This window comes from Pseudomonas sp. 1152_12, from assembly GCF_052850675.1.
In genome coordinates this window covers 113,670-131,346 of the sequence record NZ_VXCW01000010.1, presented here as the reverse complement: position 1 = coordinate 131,346, position 17,677 = coordinate 113,670, and the positions used below count along the sequence as shown (strand labels likewise).

Below are 17,677 nucleotides of genomic sequence, written 5' to 3'. Positions count from 1 at the left end.
AGTTGCCTATCGAAGCAACTCTTAACCGAAAAATGTTCAGCGAAAAGACAGCAGCCCTATGACAGCCTCCTTGTCCCTTACGGGATTTCGTCAATGCGTTGCGCCTACTTAAATAAAACACTGCTGACAGTGCCCATGGTGAATGATGTGGTTGACCTTACCCTGACCAAACCGCGCTCGCGCTGGGGCTCTATCAAAAACTCGCGAAAGTGGTGGGCTGGCCTCGCCATCATCGTCTTGCTGCTCACCGGGTTCCTCCTGTGGCCGTCATCGCCACGTGACTTGGGCGTCGGCAATCGCTTACTGACCTCGCAAGTACTGCCGGCCTGGCGCGATGGCGACCTGATTGTGCTGGTGCGCCACGAAGAGCGCTGTGATCGCTCGACAAACCCCTGCTTCGGTTCACCTGAAGGCCTGACGGTCTTAGGCACCCAGCGCGCACAAGAGCTGGGCAAAGCCTTTACGAAACTGGGCATGGGCTACAGCGATATGCTTGCAAGCCCCGCCCTGCGCACCGTTCAGACCTCGCAGTTCATGTTCGGCAAAGCCGTCGAGCTGACCTCAAGCGAACGGGCTATTTGCGGAAAGGACATAGGCGAAGAACTGCTCAGCCACAAGCAGCCCGCGCGCAACCTGGTCTTTGTCACTCACAGTGGCTGTATCGCCGACTTTGAAAAGAGCCTGGGTTACCCTCACTCCAAGTTTTCCGAGTACGGCAGCGCCCTCTTTGTGAGGGTAAAGGCCAATCGCACCTTCGAGACACTGGGCATCATGAACAGCCAGGCCTGGGCCGCCGCACTGAAAAAACTCTAACAATTTTTTACATATATCACGCCCCATGTTCAGGAATACGACAGGCCCGCTCTGGCAAGTTCAGTTGCACCTGTTACTTCTGGACGTCATGAAAACTTTCATCGACTTAGTGAACTTTGTGATCCTTTCGACTATTACTAACCGGCACTCTTACTTCACCTTTAAACGTCAAGGAGCGACGTTTTCATGACTCGCTTGAAACCTCTACCGCTATTGTTACTGGCCTTCGCCGTGTTTTATCTATTGCCCATGGGCCTGCACGGCTTATGGGTCCCGGATGAAACCCGCTACGCCCAGATCAGCCAGGAAATGCTCCTGAGTGGCAACTGGGTCGCACCGCACTTCATGGGTGTGCGCTATTTCGAAAAACCTGCTGCTGGCTATTGGCTGATCGCCCTTGGCCAGGCGGTGTTCGGCGAAAATCTGTTCGGCGTGCGCATCGCCTCGGCGTTGACCACCGGCCTGAGCGTGGTGCTGGCTTACCTCATCGCACGTCGCCTGTGGAACGACCCACGCAAGAGCTTCGCCTGCGCCCTGCTCTACATGAGCTTCGGGCTGGTGGCCGGGCAAGCGGGCTACTCCAACCTTGATCCGCAATTCACCTTGTGGGTCAACCTCAGCTTGGTTGCGCTGTGGTTTGCGCTGGACAGCCGCACCTCGCGTGGCCGGCTAGGTGCCTGGGCAATGCTGGGCGTAGCGTGCGCCATGGGCTTTATGACCAAGGGCTTTCTGGCCTGGTTGTTGCCCGTGCTGATTGCCGTGCCGTACATGCTTTGGCAGCGACGCTTGGGTGAATTGCTGCGCTACGGCCCGATCGCTGTTGGGGTAGCACTGCTGCTGTGCCTGCCGTGGGTATGGGCGATTCATCTGCAGGAACCGGATTACTGGCGTTTCTTTTTCTGGCACGAGCACATCCGCCGCTTCTCCTCCGACAATGCACAGCATGCGCGGGCCTGGTGGTTCTTCCTGCCGATCATGGTCGTGGCGTGCCTGCCGTGGGCGGCGTTATTGCCAGGCACGGTCCTCAAGGCCTGGAAAGACAAAGGCCAACCGGCAATTGTTTTTCTCGCCCTGTGGTTGCTGTTGCCGCTGTTTTTTTTCAGCCTGAGCAAAGGCAAGCTGCCCACCTACATCATGCCGTGCCTATTGCCGCTGGCGTTGTTGATGGGCCATGCCGTGATCGACCTGATCAGCCGTGGCAAAGCCCGCGCTCTGCGCGTCAACGGCCTGCTCAACCTGGCCATCGGCTTAGGTGCGTTGGCGACACTGATTTACCTGCAAATCGGTAACCCGCTGTACAGCAACAGCCACGCTGAGATGTACAGCCTGTCCCTGACCTTCATCGTGCTGCTGGGCTGGATCCTGTCCAATGTGCTGCAAGCCTTCCGCCCGCTGACACTGTGGGCCATGCCCGCACTCGGCATCGGCTTGCTGGTCGCCCTGCTGCCTGCTGGCATGCCGGAAGAAGTCACGGATACCGAAATGCCCGACCAGTTCGTCCTCCAGCATCTGGATGAACTGCAACAAACCCATGCTCTGATCAGCAATGAGCTGGGCTCGGCGTCCGCATTATCCTGGCGGCTGCGTCGGCCTGAAGTGGCTTTTTATGACACCCAGGGCGAACTGAGCTACGGCCTCAAATATGCAGATTCGGTGCACCGCAAAGTCGACCTGGACAGCATTCAGTCCTGGCTCGCCGATGCGCGCCAGCAAGGTTCGGTCGGCGTGCTGATGCGTGTCAAGAGCACCAGCGAGCATCGCGAAGAAGGGCAATTGCCTCCGGGAGGCAAGCGCTATCGAAAAGGCGCCATGCTACTGATCATCTACCCGAAAATCCCTTAACGTTACGCCCACGGCGAGAAAGCCCATGAGTTTCTGGAAAACCGAACGCGGCGCCCTGGTGGTGCTGCTGGGCGTCTCGGCGCTGCTCTTGCTGCTGGGTTTGGGCAGTCGCGATTTGTGGGGGCCGGAAACCCGCTGGGCCAACATCGCGTTGCAGATGTTGCAGAGTGGTGACTACTTCGACCCTTACCTCAAGGGCGCGCCGTACTACGACAAGCCCCTGCCGTCATACTGGCTGATCACTGCTTTCGCCAACCTGATGGGCGGGCTCGGGCCGTGGTCGCTGCGCCTGTCGTCGGTGATCGCGGCGTGGTTGAGCATCTGGCTGGTGTACCTGATCGGCGAACGCCTGTTTCGTAAAGGCACCGGGCTGATTGCCGGCTGGATGCTGGCCACCACCTTTTACTTTCTGTTCTGGGCGCGGGTCGCCACCGCCGATGTACTGACCGTATGCGGCGTGCTGGCGGCAGTGTGGTGGTATTGGCGCGGGCGGGATGACACCCGTCTGGCACGCTACACGGTGTTTTTCCTGCTGCTGGCGGCGACGTCGCTGTTTAAAGGCTTGATCGGCTTCGTGCTGCCGGGCCTGCTGCTGTTGCCGCACCTGCTCAGCGAGCAACGCTACAAACGCCACCTCAACCTGCGCCTGCTGCTGGCGATGCTGATTGCCGCAGCGTTTTATGCAGTACCCTTCGTGCTGTCCCATTTCTACGGGGCACCCACTTACGGCGAGAGCGGCCTTGAACTGGTGTTCAAGGAAAACGTAGTGCGCTTTTTCGACCCCTTCGACCACATGGGGCCGATCTACACCTACCTGATCTACCTGCCCGCCTACACCCTGCCCTGGGCCCCGTGCTGGCTGCTCGGTTTATGGCTGGCGCTGCGTCAGTGGCGCCAAACGCCAGCCAACGTACGCTGGCTGGTGTGGGGCCTGGGCCTGTTGTTTGTGTTCTTCACTGCCAGTGGCAGTCGCCGCAGTTACTACGTGTTGCCGCTGGTACCGTTTGCCCAATTGCTGGCCGCCTGGTGGCTGAGTGAACGCCTGCAGAAAAAACCGGCCAGTTGGCCACGCTGGCAAAAGGGTTTTGGTATCACCGCAGGGTTGTTGCTGTTGGTACTGGGCGTGATTTACCCCTGGACCACCGGCAATGGCGGCGTGACCCGCTTCGCCGAGGATGTGCAGGCTGAAGCGATGAAAAGTGCGCCGTGGAGTCAGTGGCAAATGGTGCTGGTGGAGGTCGACAACAAGGTGCCGATGTACCTGCAAAATGGCGGCAAGCCGTTCTACTACGTGAGCGAAACTCAGGACTTCCCACGCCAAGGCGACAGCGCCGCGCTGATGGCCTGGCTGGAAAAAACCAGCGGCCAGGTTTTTGACCCGCAGCACACGATCATCGTCGCGCAGTATTCCAAGGAAGACCCGACGCCGTTGGCCTACCTGGGCGCAGATCACAAGGTGATCAGCACACAGCCAGACAATGGCGAGCGTCTGTTTCAGAAACGTTCAGGCGGCAGCGTGGCGTTTGTACCTAGGGGGTAAATGACAGCGCCTGACAAAGCCTGCTTTAAATTTTTGGCAGGCTTGCCGCGTGAATAAACGCCTCATCCAAACTGTTAGCACCATAAGCGTTCATGAAGCCTTGCGCGTCAGTGAAACGGTTGAAACGTTGCTGACTGAGCATGTAAAAGTCATCGCAATGAGCAACAATTTCATCAACGTTGTGAGATGAAACCAACACGGCAACCCCCTCCGCCGCCGCGCCCTCCAGACACCTCCAGATGTGGTAGCGAAATTCAGGATCTACGCCTGCAGTGGGCTCATCCAGAATCACAAGGTCCGCATCGGCGCTGAGCAGGGACAAGGTAAAAAACCATCGCTTTTCCCCGTAACTGCAGAGCGAAGACTTTTTGTTCCAGATTTCGCAGTATCGGTGGGCGATACCAGGGCTCATCCTTTCGATTTTATCGAGCGCATGCTGCTGCGTGACCTTAGCTTCAGAGCAAAAAAGCATGACCATTTTGAAGATATCGAACATACGAAAGACAGGGGGCGTGCTGATAACCTGCGACAGGTAAAGCAGCCTGCGAAAGGAGCTGTTTATCTGACCGCTATTCATTTTCTTAAGGCCGCAAATAACATCAAACAAGGTGGTTTTTCCCGAGCCGTTGGGCCCCAGAAGCCCCGTGATCAAGCCAGACTGAACACCCAGCGAAGCGTTATGAAATACGGTATGACTGGCATACCTGACATTAAGTGAGTCTATGATAAGCCGCGTCATCAGTAACGACTCCAGACCGGGTTAATGATTAAAAATCGACACATTACAGACAACAAAATCATCAGCAACGCGACAACCACCACCACCACGAGCCAGCATTCCGCTAGCCCAACCAACATCACTCTATTCGCCCACCACATCGGATTAAATAAACTGACGCTAAGCAACAGTGGATTGGAGGAACCTATACTGAGGATTCCCAACGCCAACATCCCCAAAGACAACATGGAAAAAACAGTACTGGTATTCTGAAAGCCTAGAGGGACTAGCGTTAGCAAAAGCGAGGGCACAGAGAAAAGAAGAAAACAAACATAAAAGCGCACGACGATAATGAGGTACTCGACGACACTCCCCCCCCCGAAAGGATTGCGCGTAAACACATAAAAAACAGAGCAATACATAACCGAGACAACTGAATAAGCAAAAAACTGCCCCACCAAAAATATAATTTTCGTACGCTGGGTATAAACAAAAGACCGTAGAAAACCACTTTCCCTACGCCCCACTATGTAAAATGCCAGCCCAAACAACGCTACACTTGAAGACACGAATGCATAAAACCATGAGGTGCGGGACAAATAATCGGTCGCCACCTCACCCACTGGTGCCCTCGTGTAGGTGATTAAATAGTAGGTAACCACGGGAGAGATCACTGTCCAAAATAATGCGACGGGCTCTTTTAACTGCTCCTTCACGAGCAGCACAGCCAGTAGCACTGGCTTACTTGCAGAGTATAAGCTCATTATTCACCTCACGGAAACGGAACCATTTTATCCAGCCGAGAGAAACGTACTGAGCGTCTAAAAACCTCAGAATACTTATTATCCAAATTAAAATTCTTCGAGTTATTCATATGGAGAAATAAATCCGGGGACATGTATTTAACAAAAACACAACCCTCCCCATTCACCCTCTCACGCCTGAAATAAAAATAACCAGAGACACCAATCTGCTTAAGCACCGCCATCAATCCAGAGAGGGTAAACCTTTGCTCAGACTCCACGCCGCCACACTCTATAACATCCGTTACTTCCTGGTAGGTCTCATACGCATTGCAATCCAGAAAATAACGAATATAGGAATCTTCAAGCTTTGCTTCTTCCGAATCTGTGGCGTTGAATAAGTCCATGAAACGAAATGTCTGCCACAGCTCAAGCAGCGATTTCTCCAGCGCCACAGCGGTTTCCGAAGCATAGGACATCCCGGCGCAATATTTTACGTGACGGGCCCCTTTACTCTGCCCATAAACAGCCAGCACACATACCCCAGGAAATCGGGTGTCCGTTATATCTAAAAAAGTAACTTCCCCTGAAGCAACTAACAGCTTATATAGGTGCCGAACAGCCCTCTCCGCGAGTAACGACCCGACATGAGCAGAAGAAACGCGAGAGCGACATTGTTTCGTTAGCCAGAACCTGACAAGCATTTGGCGCTCGAGGCACTCCTTTATTGCTCCCAGCAATGCGAAATCTGAATTCCAGTGAAAGCTGCACCCACAGGTATCTCGAAGAGGATAAAGTACACTGTCTTTATCTGTGCTATACGAAGAGAGTGAAATACATACGGTAGGAATGAAGCACTTAGTAAAGTCCGAGGTTCTCAACACCTCGGTCAATGCAAATTCATACACTTCAATCTCTCGAACGGAAACTTTCCTAGACGTAGTTTGCAAGAATGCCTGCGCAAAACTACATACTTCACTCCCGGTCAAGGATTCTTTAAGACACCCACGCCTTTCGGAAATAACTTCTCTGTAAAAATGACGACGCTCAAAATACTCACCTAATGCAGTTCTTACTGAGTTCGAACCGCCCCCCACACCGGAACCATTTACCGACAGGCTGTCTGACACTTCCACAGCGCTCGGTAACGTTAGTACGCCAGCAGGCTGAAATAAGATTGTACCGGGCAGATCTGGCTTCTGCATTCCATTAACAAGTTTCATGCTGCTTACCTATGAAATGAACGCACACTGGAAAGAACAGGGCTGGATTAATCCCCAGAGCTTTACAAAGCATCGAGTCTGTATACGCAGACCACAGCCGACAGCCTAGCCCCAACGCTTTAGCTTGCAACTCGATCAGCATATAAATTGAACCAACCTCCATCAGCGCCATCCGGTAACCACGGTACCTATACTTAAACAAATTTTTCGGCATATACATTGTATATATGATTGCCAGACCGGGCGTTCCGATGGCGTTAGGAGAAGACAGCAATGCAGCTTTTAGCTCTTCGATACCCGTGTCGATCTGCATTACTTCAAATCTTCGAGACCTAGGAAGCAAATGAAGAATTTTTCCTGCGCTGGGCCAGTTTAGATTCTCCTCAGTCAGCGAACAGACAAAAATCTCCGCTGGGTACAGCGCACCACCACTCGGATATCCTCTTTTATATGAGCCCATACTCCTTGAAAGCAGTGGAAACATTAGCTTTTCGACATCCGCAAACTCTAAAGAGTGAGGTAAAAACTGCTCACACGATTCATTCCTTAGCAGCGATTTGTATTTGCCCTCCTGAGGCAGCGTTAACGCTGACGTCAAATCCATATCAGGGTAAAAAGCCAGCTCATTCCCTGTTAATTGTCCTAATTGCTTTTCGTCCAATCGATGCTGCCGGGTGAGATATTTAATCGCCGGATGAAAAGTAAAATTACCTTTGTTATGAAACTCTAGCACTTCATCGTACACACGAGCATCTATGAACCTGAGATAGTAATCATGCGGAATATTTTTCATTTATCCGCCCTCAGGCAATCACACATGTACCAGTGTGAATTAGGCTCTTCAAAAATCCGGCCATCCGCCAGTTGAAGGTATGCGCCGTACAATACATTATCTTGATATTTATACCCGTCATTGCATTCGGTGAAAAACCTTATCATTCTAATAACTGCGCCCACCACCATCATCTCTTGATACAGGCTAAGTGGTTTCACCGGAACCCCCACATGCTGTTGCCGACAGAAGGCCAGCACACTCGCCCAACTGTTTCTCGCGGGCATTACAGACTCATTATTAATGAGTCTGTCGACGGTACAGAAATGGCAAGGATTTCCTATTTGCGCAATATAAGGCTGCCCTATACAAAAAATACCGCCCATTGGCCAGCACACACTAATGGCGCTTTTGGGTGATGCCTCCGCGAGATCGAAGTAAAGCTTTTTCACACGTTCATACTCATACGAATGGCAGAGCAGGACAATAAAACACCTTGACTCACGGATCGATTCATCCACGCCATTTGAAAATGACTCAAACGCCAAACGACCAGACACTCCCTGCCTAAACAAATTTTCAATATCCGCCTGCGCTTCCCAGTCATGAACGACTATCGTTTTCTCAAAATATATTTCCTCAACAGACTTAAAAGGAATGATTCTTTCTAAGAATTCAAATGCATCATTCTGATTAAGCCCACTCTCCGTGAGCACCTCATCCAACTCATCTCTTGACATCACATTCGACAACTTCAGCTTCCGAAGTGCTTTGAGCAACGGTTGCGAATGAATTTTCGAAATTCCAAGATCAGAGACGACAAGACTTTCTGTTTCAAAATTCAAGATTTCATAATTGGGTATGATTATATTCATCGTACGATCTCCTGTAGAGGTTTTCTGGAACGCACCAGAAAACCTCATTAGGTGAGTTAATACTGAATCTACTCATCCGCCTTTGGATGCTCCGTTACCGTGTTGTGACACCCGCCACTTCCTCCATTACAGCCTCCACCGCCGCCACACCCTCCGCTACCACCACACCCTCCTTGGCTACCAGACGCGCCAGCGTTACCTGTATACGGATTAAATCCATTCTCTGCATCAAAACTGAAAACAAACTCTCCAAACTCTTCATTGTTCATTTCAATTCTCCGACCTTACCTGCGTTTAACTTTAGTCGCTTATTTATAAGCAACGAAATCACTCTAGGCGCGATCAAAAAAAACGCAACACCTCCAAATTTCACCGTAGGACATTTAGCCATTATTAATAGGAAGTTTCACTCATCAACTTCAGAAGCTAAATAGTTGCACTAAAAGCCAATGCCACCATCCGCCCAAGACAACAACGTCGTTTTTTTTATAGAATTAATGCGTTACGAATTTCCGTCCGACATCAACCATGTGAGCTCTAACGCACAGTTTTTTGTAGGAGAAAGATCATCCCAACAAAAAATCGGGAAACAATCCGACAAATGGCCTGGGTAATCAGATTTTCTGAGCTATCTGCAGCCCTAACTGGACTCCGCTTCGTTGCTAAGCAACCAATGCGTTTTATTGACTTTCTAACTCGCCACCTTCTCCCGCGCCGCTCTCCCCTCCGCCCGGTTGCGAATCGGACCGACCCGAGTAAGCCGCGCCAGAAACGACCTCGGCAAGGGTTTGTCGGTGGTTACTGCAGGGTACTCAGCCGAATCCACAGAAAGGACTGCTTGAAACCTGCGAAGGCAGCCGCCTAAACGCTGCTGAATAATGTGGGAACCGGCGTGCTCACGATGGCGGTGTGTCAGTCAGCTCATTTGTAACTGACACACCGCATACGCGAGCGAGTCGATTCGTCGCACCGCCGCGCCCATCTATGGTTACCGCCTTTTCTGCAATACTGTCGTTGATGGCGTGTATGGCTTGCTTTCATCTATTCGGCGTCTGAGTGGGGTATTGGCCCAGCGCCTCGATGAGAATTGATGCCCAACGACCCTAATTATTTGGACGGCCTTTCAGCCGTGTGGGAGCTCAGGGTTGCCGTCAGGCCGGTAGGCCGTTCACGTCATCTGTTATCCAGCATCGCAAAACCAGGTGGGTGGTGCTTGGGTGACAGCAGGAGCAGGGTCAAGCGTTCATCGCGCTTGACCCTGCATCAAATTCAGTGTGGTTTGCCGCGATAGACCCAGCGATTCTTGCCAGTTTGTTGGCTAGCGCGCAGACCACTAAATTGGAGTGCCGATGGCCTGCCAGCAGCTTGCGAACCCAATCGGCCAAACTCCCTTTTTGCTTATCCAAGTGCATCAAGTAGATACGGGCACATTGAACAAACAAGCGTCGCTGGTTTCGATCTCCGCGCTTGCTGATGCCCAAAAGTACGGTTTTAACGCCAGTAGAATGCTGCTTTGGCACAAGTCCTATCGAGGCTGAATAGCCTCGACTACATTTGAACTGCTTGCCATCGCCCAACTCCGCAGCCAAGACGCTGGAGCGTGATCGGGCCAACGCAGGGAATTGTCGTCAAACGAGAGGCCAGATCATCTTCAGCGACTTGGCTCTCAACTTCTTTGTCGAGAACCTTAACCTGACGATCCAGGTAGACGTAGTGGTCATACAGGCCTTGCAGCAGCTTTTTGATCAGTCCATGAAATGAGGCTGTTTCGAGTAACGCGGGCACCTCTTTGACTGATTTAAACCCGGTGCCAAGCTGACACTCACCTCCAAAAGCCCTGCATGAATTCGATTAACGGCGGCTGTGCGTTCCTTGATAAGCGAATCGCGGACCGAGTCGAGCATGGCCAACGCTTGCTGAGCTTGGCTTTTTACCGGAACGAAGCGCATGGTTGGGCGACTAGCTGCCTCACAAATCGCTTCGGCATCAGCGAAGTCGTTTTTATTGCTTTCTACGTAAGGGCGCACGAGATGAGGCGCAATAAGTTTGGGGGTGTGTCCCAGTTGCACCATGAAGTGGGCGCCGCCGCAGGCTTCCATCACAACAGTACAAAGCTCGATGGAAGCTAAATGCTGGGCTGAGGTCTCCGATAGAACCCCCTGTGAAAGCTTAGTGGGCGTTCACAGGGGGCGGCGGGGGTAGCCATCTCATTATTTGGATCGCGGTGCATCAGGTCGATGGGTATGTTGTTCTTCAGTCTGCACTCGTTCAAATGTGTGGCTTGCCTTTGCTCTGTTTTGCTCTGATTTTGCCTCTACCACTCAGGTCGGCTAATAGGCCGCCGTGTTCTGCGTTTGATCTGGCTGACCCCGTTGACCACGATGACCGCAGCAACGGCTATGTACTCAACCTACCAAAACTCTCAGATCCGGCGGCGGTGGTTGAGTTGCGGGATCGCGGCTTGCGCAACCTCCACACGCTCACCCCGTGTCGCAGTGCAAGCCGCGAGCTGCGCCAGCGTCGGCAGGCTGAACAAGGTCCGCGCATCCACCTCCAACCCAGCCTTGCGCATCCGCGCCACCAGATTCACCGCCAGCAATGAATGCCCGCCCAGCTCGAAGAAGTGGTCATGCCGCCCTACCCGCTCCAGCTTCAACACATCCGCCCAAATGCCTGACATCAAGGTTTCCACCTCGCCCACTGGCGCTTCATAAGCCCGACTGACCACTGCATCCAGCCCAGGTTCGGGCAGAGCCTTACGGTCGAGCTTACCGGCAGGGTTAAGCGGCAACACCTCAAGCTGCACAAAGGCCGCCGGCACCATGTATTCCGGCAATTGCTCGAGCACATAGGCGCGCAAAGCGTCCAGGCTCGGCGCTTGCCCGCGAAGGGTGAAGTACGCCACCAAACGCTCATCGCGAATCAGCACCGCCACTTCACGCAATGCCGGATGCGCGGCAAGACGTGACTCAACTTCACCCAACTCCAGCCGCACGCCGCGCAGCTTCACCTGGAAATCATTGCGCCCCAGAAACTCCAAGTTGCCATCGGGCAAGTAACGCACCAGGTCGCCCGTGCGGTACAACCGATCTCCCGCCACAAACGGGTTGTCCATAAAGCGCTCAGCGGTCATTTGCTCCAACCCCAAATAACCCCGAGCAACGCCGACACCGCCGATGTGCAGTTGGCCGCTGACGCCCATCGGCACCGGCGCATCCTGTTCGTCCAATACATACAGGCGCGTGTTGTTAATCGCGCGGCCAATCGGCAGTTGCACGGCAGGCACAGGATCGCCGGGTTCCAGAGTCCAGGCGCTGCTGTCCACCGTGGCTTCGGTGGGGCCGTAGACGTTGTGCAAACGCACCTTGGGCAAGCGCGCCTGCACGCCACGAGCCAGGGTTTCGGTGAGTTCGCCGCCGCCGCACAGCACGTCGGTGAGGCTTGTGCACAGGGACGACTCTTCCAGGTCGAGGAATTGTTGCAACATTGCCGGCACAAACTTGATCACCGTGATCTGCTGCTCGCGAATCACTTGCGCCAGGTAAGCCGGTTCGCGGTGCCCATCGGGCCGTGCAAGGACCAGGCGCATGCCGTTGGCCAGCGGCCAGAACAGCTCCCACACCGAGCCGTCAAAGCTAAACGGCGCACGCTGCAACAAGGCGCCGCCTTCGGCGTTCGGGCACAGCTGGGAGCCCCAATGCATGAGGTTGCCCAGGCCGCGATGTTCGACCATCACGCCCTTCGGCGTGCCGGTCGAGCCCGAGGTATACATCACGTAGGCCAGGTTGGCGACGGTCAGACCGGGCACCGATGGATTGCCGATGGGCGCCTGGCTCCAGCCATTGTGGTCAATGTCGATCACCGGGATCGACACTTCGCCCGGCAGGTCGCGGGTGGCGGCGTGCACCAGCAGTGCCACCGGCTGGCTGTCGTTGAGCATGTAGGCCAGGCGTTCGCGCGGGTAGCCAGGGTCGAGCGGCACGTAGGCGCCGCCCGCCTTGAGAATCGCCAACAAACCAACGATCAGGTCCAGCCCACGCGCCACGCACAGCGCCACCCGCGAGTCCGGCTGTACCCCGCGTTCGCGTAGGTGGAAGGCCAACTGGTTGGAGCGTTCGTTTAGCTCACGGTAGGTCAGTTGCTGCTCGCCGGCCTGCACGGCCACGGCATGGGGAATGTGCCGCGCATGGGCTTCAAACAGCGCCTGTACCGTAAGGGTTTCGGGATAGTCGGTTTGGGTGGCGTTGAAGTCCACCAATAGCCGCTGCAGTTCGCGGGCAGGCAGCACCTGCACCTCGCGCAGTGGCGTGTCTGGTCTGTGTCCAAGTGCCTGCGCCAGACCATGCAGGGCCGTATCGAGGTAGCCCAACAGGCGCTCGGCACCCACTTTTCGCGGCGCTTTGGCCTTAAGACGAAAGCCGCTGGCAATGTCGTCAACCGTGAGCATCAGCGGGTAGCTGAGGATGTCTTCACTGCTGAGCAGAGCAATGCCCGGCACCAGGTTCAAGTCCGGGTCGGCACTGGTGTGGCGGTAGTTAAGCAAGCTGTTGAACAGCGGTGACGCGCTGCTGCAACGCTGGGCCAGCGCAAGCGAGGCCTGTTCATGGGCAAGCAAGGCGCTGAGCTGCACGTGGGTGTCGTTGAGTGCGTCCAGCACGGTTTGCCCAGCCAGACGCACGCGCAACGGCAAGGTGTTGATGAACATGCCCAAGGCACGGTCGGCGCCCTCGCCCGCTTGCAAACGGCCGAGCAGCACGGTGCCGAACACCACGTCATCACGCCCGGCCACGCGGCTGAGCACCTGCGCCCAGGCCAGGTGAAACAGGCTGGCCGCGCTCACGCCAAGAGCACGCGCCTGCGCCCGCAAGCATTGGTTGAGAGCGTCGTTGAGTGGCTGTTCAAATTCCTCGATTTCAGCTCGATTTGCCTGGTGCTCCTGCAAGCCGAACGCCAGGGTCGGCTCGTCGACATCCGCCAGGCGCTCACGGAAGAAGGCCTCGTGGGCGGCCTGGCGTACCGGCGAACGGGACTGCACGACCACATTGCGATACGGCACCGGCACGGGCAGTTGCGCTTGTTGGCCGAGCAGATGGGCGCGAATTTCATCCACCAGCACGGTGGTCGAGGTGGCGTCGTTGACCAGGTGATGGAAGCGTAATCTGGCGACCCAGCGCCCGTTGTGCGGTTCTTCAGCGTAGTCCAGGGCCATCAACGGCGCCTGGCGTAAATCCAGCGGCGCTGGCTGTTCGCGCAGCGGTTCAACGCGCAACTGCGCTTCGCGCCACACCACTTGCATCGGCTGCTCAAGGGCATCCCACACCAGGCTGGTGCGCAGGATGTCGTGCCGGTTGATCACCTGTTGCAAGGCCTGGGCAAACGCATCCAACTGCTCGCGGCTTGAACAACTGAACATCGCGTGTTGCTGGTACGGATCGCGTTCATCGGTGAGGTGGTGATAAAGCAGACCTTCCTGCAACGGCGCCAGCGGGTAGATTTCCTGCACATTGGCAGCACCTCCCGGGATACCGGCGACGATGCTATCCAGGCTGGGCTGATCGAGCTCAGCCAACGCGAGAGTATCGGGCGTAATGTGAGTGCAACCCCGCGGTATTCGATTGGCCGGCACCTGCACGTCGCTGCCGCCACTGGCCGCCGCCAACGCCGCCAGGGTTGGCTGGCCGAACAACACCTGCACGTCAGCGCTCAACCCGGCATCACGCATGCGTTGCACCAGTTGCACCGCCAGCAGCGAGTGCCCGCCCAGCTCAAAGAAGTGGTCGTGGCGCCCCACCCGCTGAACCTGTAGCAGCTCACTCCATAGCTGTGCCAGGACGGTTTCAACACCCTCGCGCGGCGCCTCGAACAGGCGGGTAACGAACGCCGCTTGCGTGGGTGCAGGCAAGGCCTTGCGATCGAGTTTGCCATTGGCGGTGAGGGGTAAAACGTCCAGCCTCACATAAGCCACCGGCACCATGTAATCCGGCAATGACGCTTGCAGATAGCTGCGCAGCGATTCGATATCGACACTGTGCCGCTCGACAAACCAGCCCAGCAATTGCCCTTCGCGACACTGCACCACGGCTTCCTTGATCGCCGGATGGGTGGCCAGCGCGGATTCGATTTCCCCCAGTTCAATACGCACGCCACGGATTTTCACCTGGTCGTCATTGCGGCCCAGGTATTGCAGATTGCCGTCGGGCAGCCAGCGTGCCAGATCACCGGTGCGGTACATGCGCCCTTGGGTAAACGGATCGTCGAGAAAACGTTCCAAGGTCAATTCCGGGCGGTTCAGATAACCGCGCGCCACGCCCTTGCCACCGACGTACAACTCCCCTGCCACACCGATGGGCACCGGGCGTTGTTGCTCATCCAGCAAGTAAACCCTCGCATTGGCGACAGGCCCGCCAATATGCAGCGGCCGGCCCACTTCGACACGTCCGGAGGTGGCGACTACGGTGGCTTCAGTGGGGCCGTAATTGTTGATGACGTCGAAGGTCTGCGCGCGAGTGAAGCTGCGCAGGCGGTCACCGCCGATCAGCAAGGTGTGCAGGGTCGGGTGTTCGAGGCGCTGGCTGAAGGCGTACTCGGCCACCGGTGTCGGCAGGAAGCACACCTGCAACGGCTGTGCGCGCCACCAGTTCAGCAGCGCGTCAATGTCTTGCGCGTCATCCTGCGTGGGTGGCAGGTGCAGGGTCGCGCCCACGCACAACGCCGGCCAGACTTCCCAGGCCATCGCATCAAAACCAAACCCGGCAACGCTGGCGGTGTGGCTGCCCACCTGCAGGTTGAACGCCTTGCAGTGCCAGTCCACCAGGTTCGACACGCTGTGGTGCTCAACCATCACGCCCTTGGGCAGCCCGGTGGAGCCGGAGGTGTAGATCACATATGCGAGGTTCGATGGCGTGACCGCTACACGCGGGCTGCCACCGAGGTGAACGGTTGGGTTGTCGAGCCGGATCAGCGGCACGTCGAGTGCAGGCAGGCGATGCAACAGATCCTGCTGGGTCAGCACCGCCACGGGTGCACAGTCGTGCAACAGGTAGGTCAGGCGGTCGGCAGGATGGGTCGGGTCTACCGGCACATAACAGCCGCCAGACTTCAAGACCGCCAACAGCCCCACCAAGGTCTCCAGGCTACGTCGGGCCACAATCGCCACGCGATCGTCCGGCTGCACGCCGTGTTCCAGCAGTTGATAGGCCAGGGCATTGGCCTGTTGATCGAGCTGGGCGTAGGTCAGTGCCACGCCCTGATACGTCGCCGCCACGGCGTGCGGTGTACGCACGGCCTGCGCTTCGATCCGCCCGTGCAGTGTCTGCATTGCAGCGCTCGGCTGCGCGGTGGCGTTCCACTGCTGCAACTGTGCCTGTTCGGCGGATGTCACCAGGGAAAACTCAGCGACCGTCAACGCGGTGTTTTCCAGCCCTTGCTCCAGCAGCCAGGTAAAGCGCTGCGCCAACGCCTGCACTTCGTCGTGCTTGAAGTACGCCTCGTTGTACACGCAGTGCAGACACGCGGTCTCCTGATAACGGTTGCTGCGCAGGTGGATGGCAATCGGCAGCGGTTCATGGTGGTTGGACACCTTGATCGCCCGCGCCTGCACCTGGCCGTAACGCAGGTCGTGGTCGTCCTGCTCAAAGGATACCGACAGGTCGAACAACTGGCCGCGCCCGGTGCGGCGCAGGCCCAGTTCCCGGTTCAACTCGCTCAAGGGGAAACGCTGGTGGCGCAAATCCTGCTTGAGCTGGTCGCGCACGCCGCGCACCAAGGCGCTGAACGGCAACTGCTCGTTGAACTGAAAACGCACCGCGCTGACCTGGGTGAACAAACCCACGGTAGAGCGGAAACGTGCGTTGGAACGGTTAAGAATCGGCAGCCCCACCACCCACTCATCACGCTCGCTGGTGCGCGCGAAATACACATACAGGGCGGCCAGCAACACATGAAAGGCTGAGGCCTGATAGCGATTGGCGACGTGTTCCATGCGGTTGAGCAGCGCCACGGGGAACACTTCCACCAGGGTGTTACTTGGCGCTTGGCCGGTGCGCCGGGGCGTTAGCAGTGGCTCGGGTAACCGTTGGTATTTATCCAGCCAGTAGGCGCGGTCGCGAGCGTAACGCGCCGACTGCAGGTAGCGTTGGTCGGTGTCGATAAAGTCGATATACGAAGGCGCCAGCGGTTCCGGCTGCCGGTTGTGTTGCAAGTCGGTGTAGAGCCGCGCCAAGGATTGCAGCATCTGCCCGAACCCCCAACCATCAAGGATCAGGTGGTGGGCCTGGGTGCCGAGGCGGTAATGATCGTCGTCAAGCTTGACCAGAAAAAACCTGAATAGCGCCTCGCCGGCCATGGCGTAAGGCCGGGCCATGTGCGCTTGCATCAACGCCTGGGTTGCAGCCGACGGATCGGGTTGCTTGGAAAAATCATGCAACGGTACGTCCACCGCCAACTCAGGGATGAAGGTTTGACGAGGTAAGCCACCGGCGTCGCTGTGCAGTTGAGTACGCAGTGCATCGTGCTTGGCCACCAGCAGCGCAACCGCGCGCTGGATCAAATCGGGCACGACGGCACCCGCAAAATCGACATAACCACCAATATTGTAAAGCGGCGATTCGCCCACTTGCAGCTGGTCGAGCCAGATGTCCTGTTGGGCGGCGGTGAGGGGGAAGCTGGCCGGCAAGCTTGAGGAATACTGCATAAGATCCTTCTCATGGGTGTCAGGCAGTGGCCGCGCTGGGTGGCCCATTACGCCGAAATTGCCGGATTTGAGCATGGGGGTCGGAGGGTGTCTGTCACCCGAAACCCGGACATCCGATTGGATGGGAAACAGGCATGACTGAAGGTTCATTGCTGAAACGATTAAAGCACTGTAGGAAATTGGCTATATATGTCCGATGTCGTTACCACTAAGAATTCTTAGGCTGGCGATATTGTTCTTTAATATCAATCAGTTATTTCTGCCTAAAATTAACTCAGTGCTTTTCGTATGCGGAATCTCCCTTCAGAAACGTCGAATTAATGACGTGGTTTTTATGGCAGGTTGTGTCCCTCGTTTCCGCTACATACGTAGGACAAATCCCTATGGCTAAATAAAACTTCGAACGCCGAGTTACGTTCAAGGAGTACGGCCCGCCCGCGCAGACCCAGGGCGCTGGTT

The 17,677-nt window shown here is 56.0% G+C and carries 11 protein-coding genes; 3 read left to right on the top strand and 8 right to left on the bottom strand.

Annotation, left to right across the window (positions count from 1 at the left end; all coding sequences use genetic code 11):
• Window positions 1–135: 135 nt before the first annotated feature.
• The 3 genes from pmrG (at window position 136) to FW764_RS19685 (ending at window position 4,195) form a co-directional block, all read left to right on the top strand.
• Window positions 136–813, top strand: a complete 678-nt coding sequence (gene pmrG, locus FW764_RS19695) for a lipopolysaccharide core heptose(II)-phosphate phosphatase PmrG (protein WP_446435427.1) — start codon at window positions 136–138, stop codon at window positions 811–813.
• Between the two features lie 186 nt (window positions 814–999).
• On the top strand, window positions 1,000–2,655 hold the full coding sequence (gene arnT, locus FW764_RS19690) for a lipid IV(A) 4-amino-4-deoxy-L-arabinosyltransferase (protein ID WP_446435286.1): 1,656 nt from the start codon (window positions 1,000–1,002) through the stop codon (window positions 2,653–2,655).
• A gap of 25 nt (window positions 2,656–2,680) precedes the next feature.
• Window positions 2,681–4,195 carry an ArnT family glycosyltransferase gene (locus tag FW764_RS19685; protein WP_446435285.1) on the top strand — a complete coding sequence of 505 codons (1,515 nt, stop codon included), beginning with the start codon at window positions 2,681–2,683 and terminating at the stop codon, window positions 4,193–4,195.
• Window positions 4,196–4,220: 25 nt separating this feature from the next.
• Here FW764_RS19685 and FW764_RS19680 read toward each other — a convergent pair whose 3' ends face one another.
• The 8 genes from FW764_RS19680 to FW764_RS19645 form a co-directional block, all read right to left on the bottom strand.
• Entirely contained in the window at window positions 4,221–4,934 is a 714-nt protein-coding gene (locus FW764_RS19680; protein WP_446435284.1) for an AAA family ATPase, read from the bottom strand.
• Window positions 4,934–5,677, bottom strand: coding sequence for an ABC transporter permease (locus FW764_RS19675; protein ID WP_446435283.1), 744 nt, complete (start codon window positions 5,675–5,677; stop codon window positions 4,934–4,936). Before FW764_RS19675 ends, FW764_RS19680 begins: the two co-directional genes overlap by 1 nt.
• A gap of 8 nt (window positions 5,678–5,685) precedes the next feature.
• Window positions 5,686–6,879, bottom strand: coding sequence for a YcaO-like family protein (locus FW764_RS19670; RefSeq protein WP_446435282.1), 1,194 nt, complete (start codon window positions 6,877–6,879; stop codon window positions 5,686–5,688).
• Entirely contained in the window at window positions 6,866–7,672 is an 807-nt protein-coding gene (locus tag FW764_RS19665; protein ID WP_446435281.1) for a SagB/ThcOx family dehydrogenase, read from the bottom strand. The genes FW764_RS19670 and FW764_RS19665 overlap by 14 nt, the downstream gene beginning before the upstream one ends.
• Window positions 7,669–8,526 (bottom strand): McbB family protein, encoded by an 858-nt coding sequence (locus FW764_RS19660; RefSeq protein ID WP_446435280.1) that lies wholly within the window; start codon window positions 8,524–8,526, stop codon window positions 7,669–7,671. Before FW764_RS19660 ends, FW764_RS19665 begins: the two co-directional genes overlap by 4 nt.
• 1,235 nt (window positions 8,527–9,761) lie before the next feature.
• On the bottom strand, window positions 9,762–10,139 hold the full coding sequence (locus FW764_RS19655; protein ID WP_446435279.1) for a transposase: 378 nt from the start codon (window positions 10,137–10,139) through the stop codon (window positions 9,762–9,764).
• A 132-nt stretch (window positions 10,140–10,271) separates the two neighbouring features.
• A complete protein-coding gene (locus FW764_RS19650; RefSeq protein WP_446435426.1) occupies window positions 10,272–10,625 on the bottom strand; it encodes an IS110 family transposase in 354 nt (117 codons plus the stop codon).
• 323 nt (window positions 10,626–10,948) lie between these two features.
• A complete protein-coding gene (locus FW764_RS19645; RefSeq protein ID WP_446435278.1) occupies window positions 10,949–17,218 on the bottom strand; it encodes an amino acid adenylation domain-containing protein in 6,270 nt (2,089 codons plus the stop codon).
• Window positions 17,219–17,677: the final 459 nt, after the last annotated feature.